The sequence below is a fragment of the Blautia sp. ZXY-1-C6 genome (genome assembly GCF_056339875.1).
In genome coordinates this window covers 1-23,913 of record NZ_JBWJVQ010000201.1, presented here as the reverse complement: position 1 = coordinate 23,913, position 23,913 = coordinate 1, and the positions used below count along the sequence as shown (strand labels likewise).

Sequence of the window (23,913 nt, the reverse complement as noted above, 5' to 3'; positions counted from 1 at the left end):
CGAGCATATTTTCGGGGATGAGGAAAATGCTGCCCGTCTTCCAAAGGAAGTACGTGACAGCAGCATGAAAATGCAGCTGTTTGACGGCGCGCTGAAACAGACAAAAAGAATGCTTGAGGCAGATTACAGGACGGCAATTCCACAGTATTATAATCACTCAATCCAGCTGCTGCTCCCAATCTGTCTCCGTCATCCGGGAAAACCCGACCTTGCACTGGCGTGTATGAAAACTTCGGACGGAAGCAAATATCTGGGGCGTACCTGCCTGACTCTCAGAATGGCCTATCATAATGCCAGACTCCTTGCAAGGGTGGACCGAAGCTGGCTGATGACTTCTGTATCTGCCTGAGGTTTGACATGTGTGGTTCGCTTTGATATATTATAGCAGCGAAGCGGATGATTTTATCTGTCTGACTGAAATGATGTCAGGTCAGACATTTACGGATTGTTCGGCTGCTATAGATGAAACAACAGAAAAAGGTGGGTGAGAAATCAAATGCGAAATAAAAGTCTGGATGCTGTAAAGGCCATTGCTGCGTGCCTGGTGGTATGCATCCATGTAAGCTTTCCGGGACAGGCCGGGCAGCTTGTAAAAGTACTGGCAAGATGTGCGGTGCCGTTTTTCTTTATGGTATCCGGGTATTTCTGTTATTATCAAAATTGCAATGCCTCAAAAAGAATATTGTCTAAAATCCTGCATATCATGAAGCTTTTTGCAGTTTCAGTTGTGTTTTATTTTATCTGGGAATGTTTTATGAAAGCCTGGAATGGGGAGAGAGTATGGACATGGATAAAAGGGCTTGTGAGTACAGAGCATCTGAAGGAATTTTTCGTGTACAACAGTACTTCTCCGGTAAGAGCACATTTATGGTTTCTTCCTGCATTAATTTACTGTTATCTGCTTGCTCTTCTGATTGAAAAATGGAGAATGCGTAGGGCTGCATATTGTATGGCACCTGTATTGCTGGCAATACTTTTATGGAGAGCGGAGTTTTGTGTCTTTTTTGACAGATTTTATCACACTATGGAATACAGAAACTTTCTGTTTACAGGAATGAGCTTTTTCCTTACAGGTCAGATAATCCATGAATATCAGGATAAGATAGTATGCAAACGTCTGGAGCAATGGATGCAATGGGGATTGAAAGCAGGGATGATTTTCGGTGTGGCACTCAGCATGATGGAATATGCTTTCCGGGGAGCAGGAGAAATTTACACAGGAAATTGTGTTGCAGTGATCTGTCTGTTTCTGTGGCTTATTTTATATGGAAGGGAAATAAATTTTCCCTCTGTACTGGTGGAAACCGGAAGAAAATATGCTTTCCTGATCTATCTTCTTCATCCGGCAGTATCAGATCTTCTGAAAAAATGTTCAGAAGGTCTGGGAGTCAGCAACTGTCAGATTTATTTTTGGTTGCGTCCGGTTTTGGTATATATGCTGACAGTGGTGACAGTTTCTGGCATATCTGCGGTCTCTGCGTATGCAAGGCAAAATATTTTGCAGAATAATCATGTATAGTCAGGGTATGAAAATACGGAATGAATTTTGGCTGCGTTACTGAGAATGGAATGAACAGTAACATAGTAACGTTATCTTCAGGAACCGCGGGAATTATAACTGTTCACATAATGGAAAATGTGATATAGTAATCAGTAAATCTTATGAACGTAACCGTTCGGTGTTTCACAGAATGGCGGATTGCTGAACAGTTACCGAAAATCATTATGCAGAAAATACAAAGGAGAGAGAATGGCAGATAAAAATCAGGACAAGAATCAGAGTAAGAACAGAGCAGAACAGGCAGAAGAGCACGATGAAAGCGTGCTGAATCCGGAGATTAAGAATGAATCGGATTTGTCAAAGAAGGAAAGACGTCTGATTGAGAAAGAAAAATTAAAGGGAATGGGGCCAAAGAAAAAGCTGGAATATATCTGGATGTATTATAAACCGGCTATTTTCGGAGTGATCGCAGTGATTGCTCTTATATTCGGAATAAAGGATTACTATGAACAGTCCAAAATAAAAACAGTTCTGTCCATGACAGTGGTAAATTCAATGGCAAATGATACGGAAACTCCTGAGCAGAAAATCAAAGAAACACTTGGGTACAAAGATGATCCCTATAGTAAAGTAGAGATAGGCGTGAATCTTACTACGGACTCTGAAATGGCAGAATTTGATTATAATGCACAGATGGCTTATGTGGCACAGATCCAGGCAGGTTCCATTGATATTATGGTTATGCCGGAGAAGCTTTATCAGACTTTGAAGAAGAATGAGCCATTTGCAGATTTGAAGGAATTGATGGGTGAGGAAGCTTTTGAGAAGTTTGGAATGCAGACAGATACTACGCACATTTCCATTACTGACAGTGAGCTTGAACAGGAATTAGGTGTAATCTACGATCCTGTATGCATTGCAGTGCCGTATTCAGCACCGAATCAGGAAAACGCAGTAAAATGGATAAAAAGTCTTGACAGCAGGAAATAAATTATGATATGTTAATCACACCAAAACTGGTGTGGATTTTTCAGTCTTGTGACAAACATGAACTCTTTTCGCCGCACGATTATCATACAGCAATGTAGAGATAATTGTGTGGCGTTTTTTGTTGCAATGAAACAGAGAAAGGAAAAAAGAATGAACAATACTTTTATGAAGAAAAAACCGATTCTGCCGCTTCTGGCATCTATGGCAATGCCTATGGTACTGTCTATGCTGGTGAATTCACTGTACAACATCGTAGACAGCTTTTTTGTGGCAAAGATCAGTGAGCAGGCGATGACAGCTCTGTCTCTGGTATTTCCTGTACAGAACTTTATTAATGCAGTTGCCATTGGTTTCGGTGTGGGAATCAATGCACAGATTTCTTTTCAGCTGGGAGCAAAAAATATTAAAAATGCGAATATAGCAGCTACCCATGGTATGCTCTTTAATATTATCCATGGAATTATTTTTACAGTAATCTGTATTCCGTTTATGCCTGTATTTCTCAGTATGTTTACAAAAGCGCAGGAAGTGATCTCATCTGGTGTGCAGTATTCAACTATTGCATTTGCATTTTCCACAGTGATCATGATCAGCCTGTCCTTCGAAAAGATTTTTCAGGCTGTGGGCAGAATGAAACTGACAATGATCAGCCTGATGATCGGTTGTATTTCCAATATTATCCTGGATCCGCTGCTGATTTTCGGAGTGGGGATTTTTCCGGAAATGGGGATCAGAGGTGCAGCACTGGCAACTGGTCTTGGCCAGGTATTTACAGTTATTGTATATCTGATCGCATATAAGAAGTGTAGTATTCCGGTGGAGATCAGCAGGAAATATCTGGAACTTAACAGGAACCTGGACGGGAAGCTGTATATGGTAGGGATTCCCGCAATCCTGAATATTGCCCTGCCGTCAGTTCTGATCTCTTTCCTGAATCAGATATTATCGGCTTTTTCCGGAAGCTATGTAGTGGTTCTGGGAATCTATTATAAGCTTCAGACTTTTTTATATCTGCCTGCAAGCGGCATTGTCCAGGGAATGCGCCCGTTGATAGGATATAATTACGGAGCAGGAGAAATAAAGAGGGTAAAGAAACTTTTTGGGATTTCTGTGCTTCTGAATGGTATGATCATGCTGGCAGGAACGATCATCTGCTTTACAGCATCAGAGACATTGATGGGAATGTTTACTGAGAACCCGGAAACTGTAAGACTTGGCACTGCAGCATTACAGATTATCAGTATCGGGTTTATCCCATCTGCCATCTCTGTTACAGCTTCCGGTGCATTAGAAGGACTGAGCAAAGGTGCTCAGTCCCTGGTGATTTCGTTATTAAGATATATTATAGTGATCATTCCGGCAGCTTATCTGCTGTGCTATTTTGCCGGGGCAGATGCTGTGTGGAATGCGTTCTGGATCTGTGAATTTATAACAGCAGTAGTAGTAGGTATCGGGATAAAGTATTACTGGAACCGTCTGCTGCAGTAGACGATAGTGATAAAGCTGCTAAGTCAGGCTGCGCCTGCTTCAGCAGACGCAGCATCAGACTCTGCTTCTGAGGCATTTTCATCAGTAACATCTTCGGCATCGGAATTGCTTCCGCCGCTGAGAACATAAGTGATGACTTCGTCCGGAACGCCTGCATTGGACAGATTATCCATAAGTGTAGTGAGGTCGAGTGTAGCTGCGTAGGCACTCATATCATCTTCATTGGTTACGTCATAAACATCTCCCAGAGCCGTAAGGTCCGGAATTTCAACAGATTCGCCTGCACCGGAAGTAACAGTGAAGCTTCCGAGAGTGCTTCCTGCACTTTCAACGGACAGTGCAACAGAACCAGAATCTTTTGCTGAATTTAAATCTAATACAAGTGCAAAGTTCTCGAGCATGGAAAGAGAAGAATCTGTATCTTCTGAAGAATCAGCAGGGAAGGTGATAGTATAGTTACCGTTTAAGTAACCTTCTTTTGCAGATTCGGTGTCGTAGTCCTTTACTTCGATAACAGCTGCGGCTGTATCATCCTGAGAAATTTTATAGGTTCCGTTTAATTTACCGCCATCAATCTGACCGGATCCGGACAGGGAGAGTGTGCCGGAATCATCTGTTTCAATGGAGAGAAGATAGCCAAAGTCTGAGCCGTCCCTGGTCATCTGCCAGTTCAGAACAGGAGTTATTTTATCACCTTCCTGAAACTCAATTTTACGTCCTGCAATTCTGCCGGTCTCATCAACCCAGATTCTGGTGTTGAGATGAGAATCATCGGAATCACCGGTATCTGCATCTTTCAGAAAATCAAGACCGTCTTCTACAGCTTTGGTAAAGCTTTCATGCAGGTCCTCATTACTTGAGAGTTTCTCTGTCCAGGTATCGAGGATGTTCTCAATATCACTGTCTGATTTTGCTTCTTCCAGGATTGCAGTTGCAGTTTTTACAGCGTCTTCGGCTGAAATCTGGCCTTCATATACTGTACAGTCCTGACTGATATCACCTGCTGTCAGAGTTTCCTGACTGCTTTCGCCTTCTGTTACATTGTCAAAAAGCATAGATCCGTATTTATCCAGAAGTGTTTCTACTACAGAAGCTTCTGGAGCTGCTGCTGACAGATCAGACATCATGGAAACAGTCAGACTGAGACTGTCAGAATAAGCGGAAGCGAAATTGTCTGTCGGAATATCTGCATCTGAATCATCAGGGGTTAATTCTTCAAGATCATTTTCAATATTGGCAGCCTGTTGATCTGCGGCTTCTTCCAGATTGGTCTTGAAATATTTATCAGAGAGTTCAGGGATGCGCATATAAATATCCTGGCTGTCCGGATCAAGATAATATTCCAGAGTACAGATTTTATTATCATTAAGAAGGACCTTCATCAGAATACCTTCTTTTCCTTCTGTAAAAGAGATATCATTGGAAAGTGTGACATTGTCCAGCCAGGAGACATCAAATGGTGCGACAAACCCCAGTAGTGAACGTCCGGAATCTTCAAATTTCAGAATCATGTCACTCTGCATTCCTGACATCAGAGACTGGCTTTCTTCTATAGATGTAGCGTAAGAAGATGCCATTTCTGTGACCTTTTTTGCCCATGCATCTTTTTCAATGGAAGCGTAACTGTCTGCTGCAAATGCTGTAGATGGAATTGCAGCAGTACCAAGAAGTGCTGCAGTACAGATCGCGGTTGTTTTTCTTAACCATTTTTTCCTTGTTTTCATAAAGGGCCTCCTTCCGTTCTGTTATGAATCTTATGTAGTGGAATTACATTTCAGGACATTCATTTTCAGATATGTCGTTTGACTGAAATAATAATCTATAGCAGTCCTTGTAAATGATTTTTCAAATACGCTCTATATTAAGATGCATTATTTTAGAGGATTGCTATATATCAATTTTACCAGATAAAGATAGAAAAAGCTATGTTTTTTCGACAATATGGAAAAAGATGTTGATTTTAGACTAAATTATTTCTATAGAAAAATAACAAAATATAGAAAAAAACTATACGTGTATATAAATAATTGATATAAGAAAATTTATTGACAGATTTATGTGAAAAATATATACTACTATTCATATCGAAACACTATGGAATTGCTAAAAACAGGGAAACGATATATCACAGAAAACATACCGTTAGTCCGGAGATTATTATATTTTACAAGGGGAATATGCTCATGGAATTTCAGACTAAATTATTACACGGAAAAGCAGTAGACAATTATGCGAATGGTTCAACAGTGCCGCCTGTCAGCCTGGCAAATGCTTTTGCATATGAATCTTCAGAACAGCTGGAAAAAGTATTCCAGAATCGGGCACCGGGATTTGCATATACCAGGATTGCGAATCCGACAGTAGATGCGTTTGAGCGAAGAGTAAATGAATTAGAAGGCGGGATTGGAGGTGTAGCCTGTTCCTCCGGAATGTCAGCGGTTACATTATCATTACTTAATATCCTGCAGGCAGGGGATGAGGTAATCGCAGGAAGTGCATTGTTCGGAGGTACACTGGATCTGCTTCATGATCTGGAGGCATTCGGAATCAAAGTACATTTTATACCGAGGGTAGAGAAGGCGCTGATCGAGCCGTTTCTTACAGATAAGACCAGAGCAGTGTTTGGCGAAATAGTAGGAAATCCCGCACTGAATGTAATGGATGTCCGGGAAACAGCAGATTTTCTTCATGGAAAAGGAGTGCCGCTGATCGTAGACAGCACAACTTCGACTCCTTATCTGCTTAATCCGATTCAGTACGGTGCGGATGTAGTGGTGCATTCTACTTCTAAATATATAAATGGAAGTGGAGATGCCATCAGTGGAATTATCATTGACAGCGGAAACTTTTCCTGGAGTCCGGAACGTTATCCTGGAATGAAGGAATATAAGAAATACGGAAAGTTTGCTTATCTTGTGAAACTGAGGAACGGAATCTGGCGAAATATGGGCGGCTGTCTGGCTCCGATGAACGCTTATCTGAATATTATCGGAATGGAGACACTTGGTCTTCGTATGGAGCGGGTCTGTAATAACGCTTTCCGGCTTGCCCAGGCACTGGAGAAGCTGGAAGGTGTATCTGTCAACTATCCGCTGCTGGAGTCCAGTCCATATCATGAACTGGCAGAAAAACAGCTTAGTGGAAAGGGTGGAGCGATTCTGACTATCCGTGCAGGTTCCAAAGAACGGGCGTATAAGCTGATCAATCATCTGAAATATGTAAAGATTGCAACCAATATCGGTGATGTGAGAACTCTGGTGATTCATCCGGCGTCTACAATTTATATCCACAGTACGCCGGAGGCAATGGAAGAGGCTGGAGTGTACGACGACACAATCCGTATCAGTGTGGGTATCGAAGATATAAAAGATTTGATAAAGGATTTCACAGAGGCAGTGGAGAGCCTTGGAGAAGAATAATTCATGATATACACATTATCAGGCGCTTTGGTCGGAACATGATAGTAACCGGACAGAGGCACTGGTTTAAAAACAGAATAACTGACAGACAGTCAGAGACAAGAGAAGCCCCGGAAGTTCAGGAGTGTCCAGTTAAGTGGAACTCGATGATCTTCCGGGCTTCTTTTTGCAGCAAAATTTTTTCAGATATTGAATCTGTTTCCGAAACCGTTTCGTTATAAAAAATAGCGGTTAAAAATTAACAACTATCTGCGGGCGCGTTTTTCAATCAGTCCGAGGAGTCCGTACAGGATAATAGCGATGATGCACAGAATGATAATGGACATCAGTACCCAGGTAAGCTTAAAGGTCTGGCTGGAATAGATGATCAGGTAGCCAAGCCCTTTTCTGGCACCGATAAATTCGCCTATGATAACACCAACCAGACACAGACCAATATTAACTTTCATAACACTGAGCAGTAACGGCACAGAAGACGGAAGAATAATCTTCATAAGCTTTTCTTTCTTCCCACCGCCCAGCGTCTCAATCAGCTTCAGTTTTTCCGGGTCAGCTTCGCCAAAACCTGTATACAGATTCAAAATCGAACCAAAGATAGCAACCGACATACCGCAGACAATAATCGTCCGTTCGTTGGCACCAAGCCATACAATAAGCAAAGGTGCCAGAGCAGATTTCGGAAGGCTGTTCAATACTACGAGATAAGGCTCTGTGATCTTCGCAAGTCTGGGACAGGTCCACAGCAGAACTGCCATCCCTGCACCCAGAACAACAACGAACAGAAAACTGACCAGTGTTTCCGTAATTGTAACAGAGAGATGGGGAAAAATAGAGCCGTCTCTGCACATACTGCAGAAGCTGTGCCAGATCATTACCGGACTGCTGAAGATAAAAGAATCGATCAGTCCGGTCCTGGCGGAGATTTCCCACAACACCAGAAAGAAAAGAAGAATAAATATCCGCAAAAAAAGAACAAGTTTCTTTTCTCTTTTCTGATGTCGGATATACTGTTGCTGATGATATGAGATTTCAGACATCATGATTCAGCTCCTTCCAGATAAGATTGAAATAAGATTTAAATTCAGGCGCATTTCTGGAAGCCATAGGAGTACGGTTCTCCAGATCAAAACAAACTGGCACAATCTTACGAATGATGGCAGGCCTTGGAGAAAGAATGATAACCCGGTCTGCCATGCTGATCGCTTCTGAAATATCATGGGTGACAAGAATTGCAGTCTTTTTTTCCTGACGCAGGATTTTGCCGATATCATCACTTACGCTGAGTCTGGTTTGAGAGTCGAGTGCAGAGAACGGCTCATCCAGCAGAAGAAGTTCCGGTTTTAATGCCAGAGTACGGATCAGTGCAGCTCTCTGGCGCATTCCTCCGGACAATTCGGACGGATGTGCAGAGCGGAATTTGTCCAAACCGTAATCTGAGAGAAGCTGATTTACATAAGCAAGTTTTTCGGCAGTGAGTTCCCTGCGGATTTCCAGTCCGAGAAGAACATTTTTATAAATTGTCCGCCACTCCAGCAGATGATCCTTTTGCAGCATATATCCGATACGGCAGTCACCGGAAGTTACCGGCGTGCCGTCCAGAAGAATCTGTCCCTGTTCTGGCCGGAGCAGACCACAGATCAGATTCAGCAGCGTGGACTTTCCACAGCCTGACGGCCCGACGATGGCGAGAAATTCACCTGGCATCAGTTGAAAGGATATATGAGAAAGGGCAGGGGTTTCCCCTGATAAACTGTGGTAGGAGAGACTGACATCTGTAATATCCAGCAGTGGTTTCATACAGATACCTCCATATTCGGTGAATAGTAACGAATATTTGTTACTGTTCACACACCACTATCCCGCGAGGTGTTTTGGCATGAATATGCCAAAATCCCGAGACATACAAGCCAAAATTCTATTGCCGCAGGCAATCTGGAATGAATTTTGGCTACGTTACTGTGAACGGAGTGAACAGTAACGAATATTTTCATAATTTATGATATGCAGAAATGTCAGGGTATGATATAATAGATAGACTATAGTATTTTTGCTGCTATAGTATTTGAGGGCAAATGTTCTGTAAGGAATACGTTACTGTTTACTATGTGTTTCATATCAGAAATATACATATATCAGACACTGTGACATACATGAATTGGGTATAGAAATCAGACGAATGCTGTAAAAAAATGTATAAGAAAGTGTAAGCAAATGAGAAACAAAAAGAAAGCAATATTTAACACCATTTTTCTGATCCTTATATTTTCCATTACCGTATATATGGTATTTAAGGGAGAGGATCTGGGAGAGATTATTCATACAGTACGGCAGGCAGATCCGGTTTACTTACTGGTCAGTGTGGTTTGTGTGGTACTGTTCATACTTGGCGAGTCTGTAATTATTTTCTATATGATGCGGACTCTCGGAGCAAAAGTAAAGATGGGGCATTGTGCTCTGTATTCTTTTGTGGGATTCTTTTTCAGCTGTATCACACCGTCTGCATCCGGCGGACAGCCAATGCAGATTTATTTTATGAAAAAGGACAAACTTCCGATTCCTGTCACTACGCTGGTCCTGATGATTGTCACAATTACTTATAAAGCGGTTCTGGTAGTGATCGGAATTGTAATCTGGATTTTTGGCAGAGGCTTTCTGGAAGGATATCTTGGCCAGTACATGTGGGTGTTTTACCTGGGTGTAGGTCTGAATATTTTCTGCGTTACTTTCATGATGATCCTTGTATTTGCACCTGGACTGGCGAAATGGATCATGGTAAAAGGTCTGAAACTTATTGAACATTTCCGTTTCCTTAAGCCAAAGACAACCCGGCTTGAGAAACTGGAAGCGTCTATGGACCAGTATCATGAAACTGCGGCTTTCTGGGCAAGTCACAAGCTGGTGATCCTGAAAGTGTTACTGATCACTATGGTGCAGAGGATTTTGTTATTTACAGTTACATACTGGGTATACCGTTCGCTGGGATTTCATGGATATTCCATTATAACCCTTACGATTTTGCAGTCTGTCATATCTGTCTCTGTTGATATGCTGCCTTTACCCGGAGGAATGGGAATCAGTGAGTCTCTTTATCTGGTGATGTTTGCACCGGTTTTCGGAGAAGCATTACTTCCTGCAATGCTGCTCAGCAGAGGAATTTCCTATTATGCACAGATGCTTATCAGTGCAGTGATGACCTGTGTGGCGTATTTCATAATAGGAAGAAAAGAACAAGAAGAAAAGTAGGGGGAGAAAATATGTTTTTAGGAATTTATGATTATACGGTAATATTGACTTATATAAGTCTGGGAATTTCCGTATTTGGAATTACCAGGGCTCTGGAGGGGGATTTTAAGGTTGCGATTTTCTGTCTGGCGCTTTCCGGACTGTGTGATATGTTTGACGGAAAGATAGCCAGAACAAAGAAGAACCGTACGGATGATGAGAAGAATTTCGGGATTCAGATCGATTCCTTATGTGATGTGGTCTGCTTTGGTATTTTTCCGGCAATGATCTGTTACTGTCTGGGTGTGAATACATCGGCGGGGATTGGGGCGCTTATTTTTTACAGTGTGGCATCTGTCATCCGCCTTGCATATTTTAATGTTTCAGAAGCAAAGAGACAGAATGAGACTTCTGAGAACAGACAGTATTATCAGGGGCTTCCGATCACATCCATGGCGATCATCCTGCCGTTCCTTTATCTGATGAGAAGATATTGCGGACTCTATTTCCTGATTGTGATACATATTGCAGTGATTATCGTGGGACTGCTTTTTATTCTGGATATCAAGGTAAAAAAACCTCAGAATCCGGTACGTATCCTGCTGGTTGCAGTCGTGGCACTTGCACTTGCGAAGATGTTCCGTTTGATATAAAATAAATATAACTGTTGACTGGCCGCAGCGGTTCCCGGGAAACGGGGAGGCTGCGGTTATACTTTTATGGAGGGAAGATACGAATGAAGTATATTGACAGAAAAGGAAATATCACGATTGAAGAGAATGAGCAGGATAAATTCCTGCGGCATTTATATAATGACCGGGGTGGCAGACTCTGCCTGAAACTCCTGATCAGACCTTTCGTGTCAAAGGCAGCGGGAGTCCTGCTTAACACCAGACTTTCTGCCAGATTTGTACCGGATTTTGTAAAAAACAACAAGATTGACCTGAGCATTTACGAAAAACAGAACTTCTCTTCATGGAATGACTTCTTTATAAGGCGCATCCGAAAAGAAGAACGCCCGATCGATATGCGCGAAAACATCCTGATCAGCCCCTGTGACGGAAAACTTTCCGTACACAGGATCAGCTCAGACTCACGTTTCAGCATCAAAGATACAGAATATACAGCAGGACAGCTTCTGAAGAATAAGGCAATTGCTGAGAGATACACAGGCGGCTATGCGCTGATTTTCAGACTGACAGTAGATGACTATCATCATTACTGCTATGTGGCAGATGGAAGAAAATCCGCGAATGTAACTCTGCCCGGCGTTTTCCACACAGTGAATCCTGCAGCAAACGATGTATATCCCATCTACAAAGAAAACGCCAGAGAATACACTCTGCTGAAAACAAAACAATTCGGAACCATCCTCATGATGGAAGTAGGCGCCATGATGGTAGGAAAAATCACAAATCTCCATAAAAATCCTGCCACAGTAAAGAAAGGCCAGGAAAAAGGCAACTTCGAATTCGGAGGTTCCACAATAATCCTCCTCATCCAGCCGGGAAAAGTCCGTATTGCCTATGATCTGATCGAGAATACAGAAGAGGGATATGAGACTATTGTAAAAATGGGCGAACGAATAGGAGAGTGCAGGAAGTTAAAAAATACAAAGAATCATTACGAAGGCACAATAGAGAATACCTGAACAGGTATTCGCATTTTATTAAAAGATAATAAAAAGCATTTGTGAAGATGCAGAAAGGATATAATAATACTGTTGAATAAACGAAACTATCAGAAAGAACTGGAAAAACTTATAGATCAGGCGCAAAAAGATAACAAGATCCCAAGCCTGTTTCTCCACAGCTGCTGTGCACCCTGCAGCAGTTACGTACTGGAATACCTGTCAAAATATTTCAACATCACAGTATTCTACTACAACCCAAACATCTACCCGGAAGAAGAATATCGCAAACGAGTCCATGAAATTACCCGTCTTGTAAACTCCATGGAATTTGAACACCCTGTCAAACTGATAGAGGGTCACTACGACCCACAGGAATTCTTCCAGATGGCAAAAGGCCTCGAAGACGTACCCGAAGGTGGCGAACGCTGCTTCAAATGCTACCGCCTCCGCATGGAAGAAGCAGCAAAACTGGCAGAAGAGGGCGGCTATGACTATTTTACCACCACCCTTTCCATCAGCCCTCTGAAAAACGCAGCCAAGATTAACGAAATCGGACAAGAACTGGCAGAAATCTACCACGTCCAACACCTCCCATCTGACTTCAAGAAAAAAAACGGCTACAAACGTTCCATCGAACTATCCCACGAATACGACCTCTACCGTCAGAACTACTGCGGTTGCGTCTATTCCCGAAGAGAGGCTGAAAACAGAAAATAAAGCAGTAACCACAATTATGTAACATATAGCCAATACCCAGTGAAGAAAAAGAAGGTGTGTTGGGGCGCATTTGAGGGTTCTTGTAATTCTTGGTATTCGGGAATCTGCGTTATGAGCCGACCGTCTCACGTGTCTGAGCGAAGTTTGCAACGGAGCGAGTTTGAGAGGGCGGCTCATGGTTTTAGCAGATTCCCGAATGCCTTAGAATTACAGGGTTCCGAAACTAAGCCTCAACACACCTTCTTTTTCTTCACGTACCTTTTGAATGATTCCAAACTAACTACTTTGCAATACTGAAAAAATATGTTACACTAACACGTAAAAGCAATAATACCAAAAATAAAGAAGAAACGAGGAATAACACAATGGCACAGCTTTGGGGCGGACGTTTCACAAAAGAAACAGACAAACTTGTATATAACTTCAATGCATCCATCTCTTTTGACCAGAAATTCTATGAGCAGGACATCAGAGGCAGCAAAGCACACGTAGCAATGCTCGCCAGACAGGGAATCCTGACAGCAGAAGAAAAAGATCAGATCGAAGCAGGTCTTGACGGAATCCTTGCAGATGTAAGATCCGGCAAACTCGAGATCACATCCGAATATGAAGATATCCACAGCTTTGTAGAAGCAAACCTTATCGACAGAATCGGTGATGCAGGCAAGAAACTTCACACAGGAAGAAGCCGTAACGACCAGGTAGCCCTTGACATGAAACTCTATGTAAGAGATAGAGATTGACGAGACAGACGAACTGGTAAAGAAACTTCTCGAAGCACTTCAGAAGATCATGGAAGAGAATGTCCACACATACATGCCAGGCTTCACACACCTCCAGAAAGCGCAGCCGGTCACACTGGCTCACCACGTAGGTGCATACTTTGAAATGTTTGTACGTGACAGAAGCAGACTTGCAGATATCCGTAAGAGAATGAACACCTGCCCTCTGGGTGCAGGTGCACTGGCAGGAACCACCTACCCACTTGACAGAGAATATACAGCACAGCTTCTCGGTTTCGACGGCCCGACCAGAAACAGCATGGACTCTGTATCAGACAGAGACTATGTGATTGAGCTTCTGTCCGCATTCTCCACAATTATGATGCACATGAGCCGTTTCTGCGAAGAAATCATTATGTGGAACTCCAATGAATACCGCTTCGTAGAGATAGACGATGCCTACAGCACAGGCAGCAGTATCATGCCTCAGAAAAAGAACCCGGATATCGCAGAACTTGTAAGAGGAAAAACAGGTCGTGTATACGGAGCATTAACATCTATCCTTACAACCATGAAGGGAATCCCTCTTGCATACAACAAAGATATGCAGGAAGACAAAGAACTTACATTTGATGCCATTGACACTGTAAAAGGATGTCTTGCCCTCTTTACAGGCATGATCTCTACTATGCAGTTCAACAAACAGAATATGGAAGCAAGTGCAAAGAATGGCTTTACAAATGCTACAGATGCAGCCGATTATCTGGTAAATCATGGAGTACCTTTCCGCGATGCACACGGCATTGTAGGCCGTCTGGTGCTTACCTGTATTGATAAAGGGATTTCTCTGGATGAACTTCCTCTTGAAGAATATAAAGCCATCAGCCCGGTATTCGAGAACGATATTTACGAAGCAATCAGTATGAAAACCTGTGTGGAAAAACGTATGACCATCGGTGCACCGGGACCTGACGTGATGGAGAAAGTGATCGCTGAGAACAAAAAATATCTGGAAGAAAATTAAAAAAAATGCTTGCAATTTATTTTGGTTTGTTATAGTATGTACAAGAAAGACAGATGTACGCAATATAAGGACACCTGGATAAAAATGTCCGCGAAAGGGTAGAGACGCGGGCAGAAGATAAAGAGGAGAAAGATATTATGAGTGAAAAGCTTAGAGTCGGTATTTTAGGTGCTACAGGTATGGTAGGTCAGAGATTTATCTCTCTGCTTGAGAATCATCCATGGTTTGAAGTTGTAACTGTAGCTGCAAGTCCGAGAAGTGCAGGAAAGACATACGAAGAGGCAGTTGGCGGAAGATGGAAAATGGATACTCCAATGCCGGAGGGTGTCAAGAATCTTGTTGTTATGAACGTAAACGAAGTAGAGAAGGTTGCTGCAACAGTTGATTTCGTATTCTCTGCTGTAGATATGTCAAAAGAAGAGATCAAGAAGATCGAAGAAGAATATGCTAAGACAGAGACACCGGTTGTTTCCAACAACAGTGCTCACAGATGGACACCGGATGTACCGATGGTAGTGCCGGAAATCAATCCGGAACACTTCGATGTAATCGAATCCCAGAAGAAACGTCTTGGAACAACACGCGGATTTATCGCTGTTAAACCAAACTGTTCTATCCAGAGTTATGCTCCTGTATTAACTGCATGGAAAGAGTTCGAGCCATATGAAGTAGTTGCTACTACATATCAGGCAATCTCCGGAGCAGGTAAGACATTTAAGGACTGGCCGGAAATGGTTGGAAACATCATCCCATACATCGGTGGCGAGGAAGAGAAGAGCGAGAAAGAGCCATTAAGAATCTGGGGTAAAGTAGAAGACGGTGTAATCAAACCTGCTACAGAACCGGTTATCACATGCCAGTGTATCCGTGTACCGGTACTGAACGGACATACAGCAGCTGTATTCGTTAAATTCCGTAAGAACCCTACTAAGGAGCAGCTTATCAAAGCATTAGTAGAGTTCAAGGGACTTCCACAGGAATTAGAACTTCCAAGTGCTCCGAAGCAGTTCATCCAGTATCTGGAAGAGGACAACCGTCCGCAGGTTACAGAGGATGTAAACTTCGAACATGGCATGGGCGTATCTGTAGGACGTCTTCGTGAAGACACCGTATATGACTGGAAATTCGTAGGACTTTCCCACAATACAGTCAGAGGTGCAGCAGGCGGAGCAGTTCTCTGTGCTGAAACCTTAAAAGCAAAAGGATATATCCAGGCGAAATAATTTATAGAAAATAATAAAAGAGGTGCCGGTAACGGTGCCTCTTTTTATGAGGACACGACGGATTATGAAAGAAAAAGTTCTGACAACAGTGGTGACTTTTGAAACTACCACTCAGGCAATTGCCATGGAAAGGGAATGTAAGAAAAACAAATTTACAGGCAGACTGATCCCTGTGCCAAGAGAAATATCAGCTTCCTGCGGCCTTGCGTGGAAATGTGGGGAACAGAACGAAGAAGAAACAGCTTCCTATATGAAGGAACAGGATCTGGAATATGAAAAGATTTATAGGATTCTTGCGTAAAATGGAAAGATTTATAGGAACACCTGATATATGGTAAACGGTTCACATTTTGACGGATATGTGAAAACATGATACAATGATAGCACTGAATCTCTTGTTATAGAAGATATGTAACTATTCGGCAGTCTGTCGGCTGTGAAAGTACGTTACTGTTCACTCCGTTTACAGTAACGAAAGTATTGAACAGTTACGAGGAGATTCTGAATATGGAGATCAATTGGGGTGAACTGACTTATGGGAAATGAAATGAAAAAAAATGAAGTGCGTCTTACACAGCTTGCCAGTGCAGCCGGATGCGGTGCTAAGATTGGCCCGAAGGTTCTGGCACAGGTAGTAGGCAAACTTCCGAAATTTACAGATCCGATGCTTCTGGTAGGTCCGGAGACATCAGATGATGCAGCAGTATACAAGATTAATGATGAACTGGCAATGATCCATACAGTAGACTTTTTTCCGCCAGTAGTGGATGATCCGTATATGTACGGGCAGATCGCAGCAGCCAATGCACTGAGTGATGTCTATGCAATGGGCGGTGTTCCGAAACTGGCATTAAATGTGGTAGCATTTCCAAACTGCCTTGGTCCGGAAGTACTGGAGCAGATTCTGCGCGGCGGTGCAGATAAGGTCATGGAAGCCGGAGCAGTCCTTGCAGGCGGGCATACTATCAATGATAAAGAACCGAAATACGGACTCTGTGTAACTGGTTATGTGCATCCGGACAAAATGTGGAAAAATTACGGCGCAGAAGAAGGAGACATCCTTATTCTTACCAAACCGCTGGGCTGTGGAATCCTTAACACTGCCATTAAGGCAGAAATGGCGTCTCAGGAAGAAATTGAGAGAGTTCAGAAAATCATGGCGAAGCTGAACAAATATGCAGCAGAGATTGCATCTAAATACACGATCCACAGCTGCACCGACGTAACAGGATTCAGTCTTGCAGGTCACAGTCTGGAAATGGCAAAAGGCAGCCGGAAAACCCTGGTGATCCAGTCTGAGAAACTTCCGATCATTGAGGGTGTTGAAGAGTATGCACAGATGGGGCTGATTCCTGAAGGTGCATACAGAAATCGTGACTTCGCAGGCGATGAAGTACGAAGTGAGATTAAGGAACTCTGGATGGAGGATCTGGTATTTGATCCGCAGACATCCGGCGGACTTCTGCTTGCAGTACCGGCAGAAGAAGCCGATGCCCTTGCAGAAGAGCTTGCAGGTATGGATATCTTCGGCGGTGTTATCGGATATGTAACAGAATTGCAGGATAAAGCAGTTGTATTTGAATAAAAAAATCAGCTTTACTTTCAGACATTTTCTCCTGCGTCAGCATGTCTGCAGATATCTTTCTTGTCCTTTGTATTCTGCCGAACTGTCTCGATTGCATTAGTATATGGAATTGCTATAAAAATCTTCGAATATAATGGAACATAATTACAAATCTGATGAATATTCTTGAATTGTTTGACGATTTCGGTTGTGAAACAGATATTCAGGTGATATAATGTTCTCAATAAAATACATTGCGGAGGTGTAGTTATGAATTACGAAGATGTACAGAAAGTGTCAAACGCGGCGAAAGCCAAGAGTAACCTGGTGAATACCAATTTTTTCAAGTACTTTATACGTGCGGTCATGGCGGGATTTTTTATTGATGTGGCTATGATCTACAGTAATGTAGTTGGAAACGTATTCTCCAAGACCATGCCTGAATGGGGAAAATTTGTGGGGGCATTAGTATTCTCCATTGCAGTGCTTCTGATCAGCTTCGTAGGCGGCGAGCTTTTTACAGGAAATAATATGGTAATGGCGTTCGGAGCCTATGATAAACAGGTAAGCTGGAAAGAGGCCGGTAAGGTATGGGGCGTAAGCTACCTTGGAAACTTTGTCGGATGTGCAATTTTAGCATTGTTGTTTGTAGGTGCAGGAGCATCCGGAACAGCAGACTATTTTGCGGGATTCATTGGAAATAAACTGAGTATTCCGCTCGGACAGATGTTCTTCAGAGCAGTGCTCTGTAACTTCTTCGTCTGTCTTGGCGTGCTTTGTGGTATGAAATTAAAGAGTGATGCAGGAAGATTCCTGATGATCGTTATGTGTATCTCAGGATTCGTTGTAAGCGGATTTGAGCACTGCATCGCAAATATGGGAATCTTTGTTACCGCATACTGCCTGGTACCTGGATTATCCCTTGGAGCCATGGTAAAGAGCATGGTAGTAGTAACTTTAGGAAATATGGTGGGCGGTGCCCTGTTGCTGGCATGGCCGCTCAGAAAGATGAGTGCAGATAAATAATATGTCAAAAGCTTTATACATAGCCGAAAAGCCCAGTGTGGCGCAGGAATTCGCAAAAGCTTTGAAAATCAACGGACAAAGACGGGATGGCTACCTGGAATCTCAGGACAGCGTGGTGACCTGGTGTGTGGGACACCTGGTCACCATGAGCTACCCGGAAAAATATGATATCAAATATAAAAGGTGGAGTTTAGATACCCTGCCTTTTTTGCCGCGCGAATTTAAATATGAAGTGATCCCCGGAGTGCAGAAGCAGTTTGAGATTGTCAAAGGACTGCTTAACCGTGAGGATGTGGACACCATTTACGTGTGTACCGACTCCGGACGCGAGGGAGAATACATCTACCGTCTGGTGGCACAGATGGCAGGTGTTCATGGAAAAAAAGAAAAGAGAGTCTGGATTGACTCTCAGACAGAAGAAGAGATCATGAGAGGAATCAGAGAGGCAAAGGATCTGTCAGCATATGACAATCTTTCTGCTTCAGCCTATCTTCGAGCAAAAGAAGACTATCTCATGGGAATTAATTTTTCCCGTGTACTGACACTGCGTTATGGAAACAGTGTGTCAAATTATTTAAATACGAAATATCAGGCCATTTCTGTAGGACGGGTTATGACCTGTGTGCTTGGAATGGTAGTGCGAAGAGAACGCGAGATCCGTGCGTTTGTGAAAACTCCGTTTTACCGCGTACTCAGCTGCATTGCCCTTGAGGGAGAAAACTTTGAGGGAGAATGGAGAGCTGTGGAAGGCAGCAGATATTTCCAGACTCCTTATCTGTATAAAGAGAACGGATTTAAAGAGAAAGCCTATGCTGAAAAACTGATACAGGAGCTGTCTGTGAGTCAGCCACTGCAATGTACAGTAGAGAAAATCGAGCGGAAAAAAGAGAACAGGAATCCGCCGCTTTTATTTAACCTGGCGGAGCTTCAGAATGTGTGCTCCAAGCTGTTCAAGATCAGCCCGGATGAGACATTAAAAATCGTACAGGAACTGTATGAAAAGAAACTGGTCACTTATCCCAGAACAGATGCCCGTGTATTGTCTACTGCGGCAGCAAAGGAGATTTATAAGAATATTTCCGGACTGCGTAATTATGAACATACAGCGGAAATCGCACAGCACATTATTGAACAGGGAAATTACAAAAATCTGGCAAAGACCAGATATGTTAATGATAAGCAGATCACAGACCATTATGCAATCGTACCCACAGGCCAGGGCTTAAACACATTGAGAAGTGTTTCTCTTACTGCGCAGCGTGTATATGAGACCATTGTCAGAAGGTTTGTATGTATTTTTTATCCTCCTGCAGTATATCAGAAGATCAGTCTTGTGACAAAAATTCAGAATGAGAGCTTCTTTTCTTCATTTAAAGTACTGCTGGATGAAGGGTATTTAAAAATTGCCACAAATTCTTTTGCGAAGCGAAAAGCAGCAGATGCCATGAGCAGTGTGAACAGAGCCGGTGCAGCGGACAGTGAGGGAAGTGAAGAGGAAGATCCGGATACAGGAAAAAACGGCGGGAACAAAGCTGATGATTCGGCTGAGGATATGGCATGTGATACCAGACTTCTTGCCGCATTGCAGAACCTGAAAAAAGGTGATATACTCTCTGTGGACAGCCTGAGTATCAAAGAGGGCGAGACATCGCCGCCAAAGCGTTATAATTCCGGTTCTATGATTCTTGCAATGGAGAATGCAGGTCAGCTGATCGAGGACGAAGAGCTTCGTGCCCAGATTAAAAGCTGCGGAATCGGAACCAGTGCCACCAGAGCGGAAATTCTTAAGAAACTGTGCAATATCAAATATCTGGCACTCAATAAGAAAACCCAGGTGATCACTCCAACCCTTCTTGGAGAGATGATCTTTGATGTGGTAAACTGCTCCATCAGACAGCTTCTGAACCCGGAACTGACTGCAAGCTGGGAAAAAGGACTGAATTATGTGGCAGAGGGCAGTATTACAGAACAGGAATATATGGATAAGCTGGAACATTTTGTGCGCCTTCGCACCAGACAGGTGGAGGACAGCAATATCCAGCCATATCTGAGACAGTTCTTTGATGCTGCAGCAGTGAATTATAAGGATTCATCTAAAAAAAACAGTGCGAAAACAACAGGCAGATCAACGTCCGCAGCGGGACGGTCACGTACCTGCAGAAAGCCGTCTGCTTCAAAGTAGTGTGTATTTGTGACAGATAAAAGAAAACATGTCATCATAGCGAGAGAAAAGAGGAAAATATTATGTTAAAAGATTTTACAATTGCAAACCTTCTGGATCTGAACGAAACAATCGCAAAGGATTTATTTGAAGGAAAAACATATCCATGGGAAGTATTACCGGAGATCGGAGATTTCATTCTGAAACTGGGACAGACCTTAAGTGAAGAAGAATACGACCACCCGTCAGAAGATGTATGGATTGCTAAGAGTGCCAAAGTGGCACCTACAGCCTGTATCAACGGTCCGGTCATCATAGGTAAAGAAGCAGAAGTACGCCACTGTGCATTTATACGCGGAAAAGCAATTATAGGTGAGGGTGCAGTAGTAGGTAATTCTACGGAATTAAAGAATGCGGTACTTTTCAACAAGGTACAGGTTCCGCACTACAATTATGTAGGCGATGCAGTTCTCGGCTACAAATCCCATATGGGTGCAGGTTCCATCTGTTCCAATGTAAAATCTGACAAGAAACTGGTAGTTGTAAAAGACGGTGACGAGAAGATTGAAACAGGTCTGAAGAAATTCGGCGCAATGCTTGGAGATAACGTAGAAGTGGGATGCGGTTCCGTATTAAATCCCGGAACTGTGATCGGACGCTGCTGCAACATTTATCCACTTTCCTCAGTAAGAGGCTGCGTACCTGCAAATCACATTTATAAGTCAAAAACAGAAATTGCAGAAAAGAGAAGTTGAAAATATAGAAGAGGCAGGTTGTATGAAGGATATTATTTCAATCATACAGCCTGCCCTTTTATATTTTTATGTCTGTCTGAGATAGAAGATATTTGTTGTACCTGATATTACATATGAAATAAAAGTTTTCTCAGGATTACCAGAATGGTAATGTGCACCGGATAAAACCAGTAAAAAACATATTTCAGAAATCTTCCTTTTACAAATCCACGTTCACCATTGTACATATTAATGGAAAGAAAAGCAAAGCAGGCTTTCCATTCATAGTAAAGCCAGCAGCTTCCGATGATCGCCTGGGCGGTTTTATCGTTGCGGAACCAGTACATGATCAGCAGGAATACAAATCCCCGCCATCCGTAATCTGCCTTCAGAAACACAGAGACAGTCAGCAGTGCCAGCACGCAGACAAGCTGCATTTTCTGATTATCCCAGAAGTATTCCAGGGCACAGAATGCCAGGTATCCCAGAAACAGGGTGAAAAATACATTCTGTTTTTCATATCTCCAGGTGTTGGTAAACATGAAGTTCCATGGAATCTCAGAGATACATGCAAATAGAAACAGATTCAGGCCATATTTCTTACGGTTATGTGTATGCAGAAATCCTTCCACTAACAGAAAACAGAAAATTGGAAAAGCGGCCCTGCCGATATCCCGGAAAATCCGATACCAGCTGTAATCCACGCCACCGAAACTGAAAAGGGTTGCAGTTGTGGCAGGATAATTATACAGGATCATTAAGCCGGTATGGTCAATCAGCATCAGGGTGATAGCAATTAATTTTAAAGCGCTTCCGCTCAGAACCTGAAATTTTGCAGGGAGAAAGGAAGCAGGTAACTTTGTTGTCATAATAGAAATCCCTTCATTAATAGAAATTAGAACTATTTTACCACAAAAAAATCAAAGATGGTTAAAAATTTTACAATTTATGACTGGACGAATCAGCACTTTTGTGAGAAAATAACACTAGGTTGTTAGGCATACTCCTCTGAAGTCATTCAGCAGACATCGGAGTTTTATCCTGTGCAGTTCATTCAGCAGTTCTGTACAGTGGAGAGTATAACAACATGAAGTTAATCTATACTTGAAAGGAGTTTTACAATGATTTATTCACGCGAAGTAGAAGAAATGTGCCCAGTTGCACAGGGCGTTCATCATGGCGCCGCTCCAATCCCAGAAGAAGCTAAATGGGTACAGGCAAAAGAAGTCAAAGACATTTCCGGTCTTACACACGGTGTTGGCTGGTGTGCACCACAGCAGGGTGCCTGCAAGCTTACATTAAATGTTAAAGAAGGTATCATCCAGGAAGCACTGGTTGAGACAATCGGATGTTCAGGTATGACTCACTCTGCAGCTATGGCTTCCGAGATTCTTCCGGGACTTACAGTTATGGAGGCACTGAACACTGACTTAGTTTGTGATGCGATTAATACAGCTATGAGAGAACTCTTCCTTCAGATCGTTTATGGACGTACACAGTCTGCATTCTCAGAAGAAGGACTTCCAGTAGGTGCTGGACTTGAAGACCTTGGTAAAGGACTTCGTTCTCAGGTTGGTACAATGTATGGAACTCTGAAAAAAGGACCTCGTTACCTTGAAATGGCAGAAGGTTATGTAACAGGTATTGCTCTTGATGCAGATGATGAGATCATCGGATATCAGTTCGTAAGCCTTGGAAAAATGACTGATTTCATCAAAAAAGGCGATGACCCGAATACTGCATGGGAAAAAGCAAAAGGTCAGTATGGCCGTGTTGCAGACGCTGTTAAAATTATCGACCCAAGAAAAGAATAATTTAGGAGGTAACAGGAAATGGCTTTATTTGAATCATATGAGAGACGAATTGACAAGATCAATTCTGTTTTAAACAGCTATGGCATTGCTTCTATCGAAGAAGCTGAGAAAATCACAAAAGACGCAGGTCTTAATGTATACGATCAGATCAAAGGCATTCAGCCAATCTGTTTCGAGAACGCTTGCTGGGCATATACAGTAGGTGCTGCAATCGCAATCAAAAAAGGATGCAAGAAAGCAGCAGATGCAGCAGCAGCTATCGGTGAAGGACTTCAGGCATTCTGTATTCCTGGATCCGTTGCTGATACACGTAAAGTAGGTCTTGGACATGGTAACCTTGGCAAGATGCTTCTTGAAGAAGAAACAGAGTGCTTCTGCTTCCTGGCTGGACATGAGTCCTTCGCAGCAGCTGAAGGTGCTATCGGTATCGCTGAGAAAGCTAACAAAGTTCGTCAGAAACCATTACGTGTTATCCTGAACGGTCTTGGAAAAGATGCTGCTCAGATCATCTCCCGTATCAACGGCTTTACATATGTAGAGACAGAATACGATCCATACAAGAACGAAGTTAAAGAAGTATTCAGAAAAGCATACTCCGAAGGACTTCGTGCAAAAGTTAACTGCTACGGCGCTAACAGCGTTCCGGAAGGTGTTGCTATCATGTGGAAAGAAGAC

Annotated in this window: 21 protein-coding genes and 1 pseudogene; 18 read left to right on the top strand and 4 right to left on the bottom strand. The window is 42.8% G+C overall.

Annotation, left to right across the window (positions count from 1 at the left end; genetic code table 11):
• The 4 genes from AC075J_RS11885 to AC075J_RS11870 form a co-directional block, all read left to right on the top strand.
• Positions 1-349 (top strand): DUF3825 domain-containing protein (locus AC075J_RS11885; RefSeq protein ID WP_476390352.1); only part of this gene is annotated, 349 nt, incomplete at its 5' end.
• A gap of 147 nt (positions 350-496) precedes the next feature.
• Entirely contained in the window at positions 497-1,519 is a 1,023-nt protein-coding gene (locus AC075J_RS11880; RefSeq protein ID WP_008707525.1) for an acyltransferase, read from the top strand.
• A 231-nt stretch (positions 1,520-1,750) separates the two neighbouring features.
• Positions 1,751-2,491 carry a hypothetical protein gene (locus tag AC075J_RS11875; RefSeq protein ID WP_008707524.1) on the top strand — a complete coding sequence of 247 codons (741 nt, stop codon included), beginning with the start codon at positions 1,751-1,753 and terminating at the stop codon, positions 2,489-2,491.
• Positions 2,492-2,641: 150 nt separating this feature from the next.
• The gene (locus AC075J_RS11870) at positions 2,642-3,979 is read left to right on the top strand and encodes an MATE family efflux transporter (protein WP_008707523.1); all 1,338 of its coding nucleotides are present in this window, start codon (positions 2,642-2,644) and stop codon (positions 3,977-3,979) included.
• 23 nt (positions 3,980-4,002) lie between these two features.
• Here the strand turns inward: AC075J_RS11870 and AC075J_RS11865 are convergent, their stop codons facing one another.
• Complete coding sequence (locus tag AC075J_RS11865; RefSeq protein WP_008707522.1) at positions 4,003-5,703, bottom strand: hypothetical protein; 1,701 nt, start codon at positions 5,701-5,703, stop codon at positions 4,003-4,005.
• A gap of 459 nt (positions 5,704-6,162) precedes the next feature.
• On the opposite strand from AC075J_RS11865, the gene AC075J_RS11860 reads away from it, so the two are divergent.
• A complete protein-coding gene (locus tag AC075J_RS11860; protein WP_044951998.1) occupies positions 6,163-7,398 on the top strand; it encodes an O-acetylhomoserine aminocarboxypropyltransferase/cysteine synthase family protein in 1,236 nt (411 codons plus the stop codon).
• Positions 7,399-7,643: 245 nt separating this feature from the next.
• Here AC075J_RS11860 and AC075J_RS11855 read toward each other — a convergent pair whose 3' ends face one another.
• Both AC075J_RS11855 and AC075J_RS11850 read right to left on the bottom strand, forming a co-directional pair.
• Positions 7,644-8,435: an ABC transporter permease gene (locus tag AC075J_RS11855; RefSeq protein ID WP_020993690.1), complete on the bottom strand. Its 792-nt coding sequence runs from the start codon at positions 8,433-8,435 to the stop codon at positions 7,644-7,646.
• A complete protein-coding gene (locus AC075J_RS11850; protein WP_008707519.1) occupies positions 8,428-9,195 on the bottom strand; it encodes an ABC transporter ATP-binding protein in 768 nt (255 codons plus the stop codon). The genes AC075J_RS11855 and AC075J_RS11850 overlap by 8 nt, the downstream gene beginning before the upstream one ends.
• Positions 9,196-9,609: 414 nt before the next feature.
• Here AC075J_RS11850 and AC075J_RS11845 point away from each other — a divergent pair, with 414 nt between their 5' ends.
• The 11 genes and pseudogenes from AC075J_RS11845 (at position 9,610) to AC075J_RS11795 (ending at position 21,445) form a co-directional block, all read left to right on the top strand.
• The gene (locus AC075J_RS11845) at positions 9,610-10,641 is read left to right on the top strand and encodes a lysylphosphatidylglycerol synthase transmembrane domain-containing protein (RefSeq protein ID WP_008707518.1); all 1,032 of its coding nucleotides are present in this window, start codon (positions 9,610-9,612) and stop codon (positions 10,639-10,641) included.
• Positions 10,642-10,652: 11 nt separating this feature from the next.
• Complete coding sequence (locus AC075J_RS11840; RefSeq protein WP_020993691.1) at positions 10,653-11,273, top strand: CDP-alcohol phosphatidyltransferase family protein; 621 nt, start codon at positions 10,653-10,655, stop codon at positions 11,271-11,273.
• 83 nt (positions 11,274-11,356) lie between these two features.
• The gene (locus AC075J_RS11835) at positions 11,357-12,271 is read left to right on the top strand and encodes a phosphatidylserine decarboxylase (RefSeq protein ID WP_008707516.1); all 915 of its coding nucleotides are present in this window, start codon (positions 11,357-11,359) and stop codon (positions 12,269-12,271) included.
• A 69-nt stretch (positions 12,272-12,340) separates the two neighbouring features.
• Positions 12,341-12,970: an epoxyqueuosine reductase QueH gene (locus tag AC075J_RS11830; protein ID WP_044951999.1), complete on the top strand. Its 630-nt coding sequence runs from the start codon at positions 12,341-12,343 to the stop codon at positions 12,968-12,970.
• Between the two features lie 365 nt (positions 12,971-13,335).
• Positions 13,336-14,716: pseudogene (argH, locus tag AC075J_RS11825) on the top strand (argininosuccinate lyase).
• 137 nt (positions 14,717-14,853) lie between these two features.
• Positions 14,854-15,939, top strand: a complete 1,086-nt coding sequence (gene asd / locus AC075J_RS11820) for an aspartate-semialdehyde dehydrogenase (protein WP_008707510.1) — start codon at positions 14,854-14,856, stop codon at positions 15,937-15,939.
• Positions 15,940-16,003: 64 nt separating this feature from the next.
• A complete protein-coding gene (locus AC075J_RS11815) occupies positions 16,004-16,240 on the top strand; it encodes a putative Se/S carrier protein (RefSeq protein ID WP_008707504.1) in 237 nt (78 codons plus the stop codon).
• A gap of 246 nt (positions 16,241-16,486) precedes the next feature.
• A complete protein-coding gene (gene selD, locus AC075J_RS11810) occupies positions 16,487-17,524 on the top strand; it encodes a selenide, water dikinase SelD (RefSeq protein ID WP_008707503.1) in 1,038 nt (345 codons plus the stop codon).
• Between the two features lie 249 nt (positions 17,525-17,773).
• Positions 17,774-18,529 carry a formate/nitrite transporter family protein gene (locus tag AC075J_RS11805; RefSeq protein WP_008707502.1) on the top strand — a complete coding sequence of 252 codons (756 nt, stop codon included), beginning with the start codon at positions 17,774-17,776 and terminating at the stop codon, positions 18,527-18,529.
• 1 nt (position 18,530) lies between these two features.
• A complete protein-coding gene (locus AC075J_RS11800) occupies positions 18,531-20,711 on the top strand; it encodes a DNA topoisomerase (RefSeq protein ID WP_022379889.1) in 2,181 nt (726 codons plus the stop codon).
• Between the two features lie 62 nt (positions 20,712-20,773).
• Positions 20,774-21,445, top strand: coding sequence for an LbetaH domain-containing protein (locus AC075J_RS11795; protein WP_008707500.1), 672 nt, complete (start codon positions 20,774-20,776; stop codon positions 21,443-21,445).
• A gap of 107 nt (positions 21,446-21,552) precedes the next feature.
• Here AC075J_RS11795 and AC075J_RS11790 read toward each other — a convergent pair whose 3' ends face one another.
• Positions 21,553-22,293, bottom strand: a complete 741-nt coding sequence (locus tag AC075J_RS11790; protein WP_008707499.1) for a TraX family protein — start codon at positions 22,291-22,293, stop codon at positions 21,553-21,555.
• Between the two features lie 252 nt (positions 22,294-22,545).
• On the opposite strand from AC075J_RS11790, the gene AC075J_RS11785 reads away from it, so the two are divergent.
• Both AC075J_RS11785 and AC075J_RS11780 read left to right on the top strand, forming a co-directional pair.
• Positions 22,546-23,238 carry an iron-sulfur cluster assembly scaffold protein gene (locus AC075J_RS11785; protein WP_008707498.1) on the top strand — a complete coding sequence of 231 codons (693 nt, stop codon included), beginning with the start codon at positions 22,546-22,548 and terminating at the stop codon, positions 23,236-23,238.
• Positions 23,239-23,256: 18 nt separating this feature from the next.
• Positions 23,257-23,913: GGGtGRT protein (locus AC075J_RS11780; protein WP_476390351.1), on the top strand; the 657-nt coding region annotated here is incomplete at its 3' end.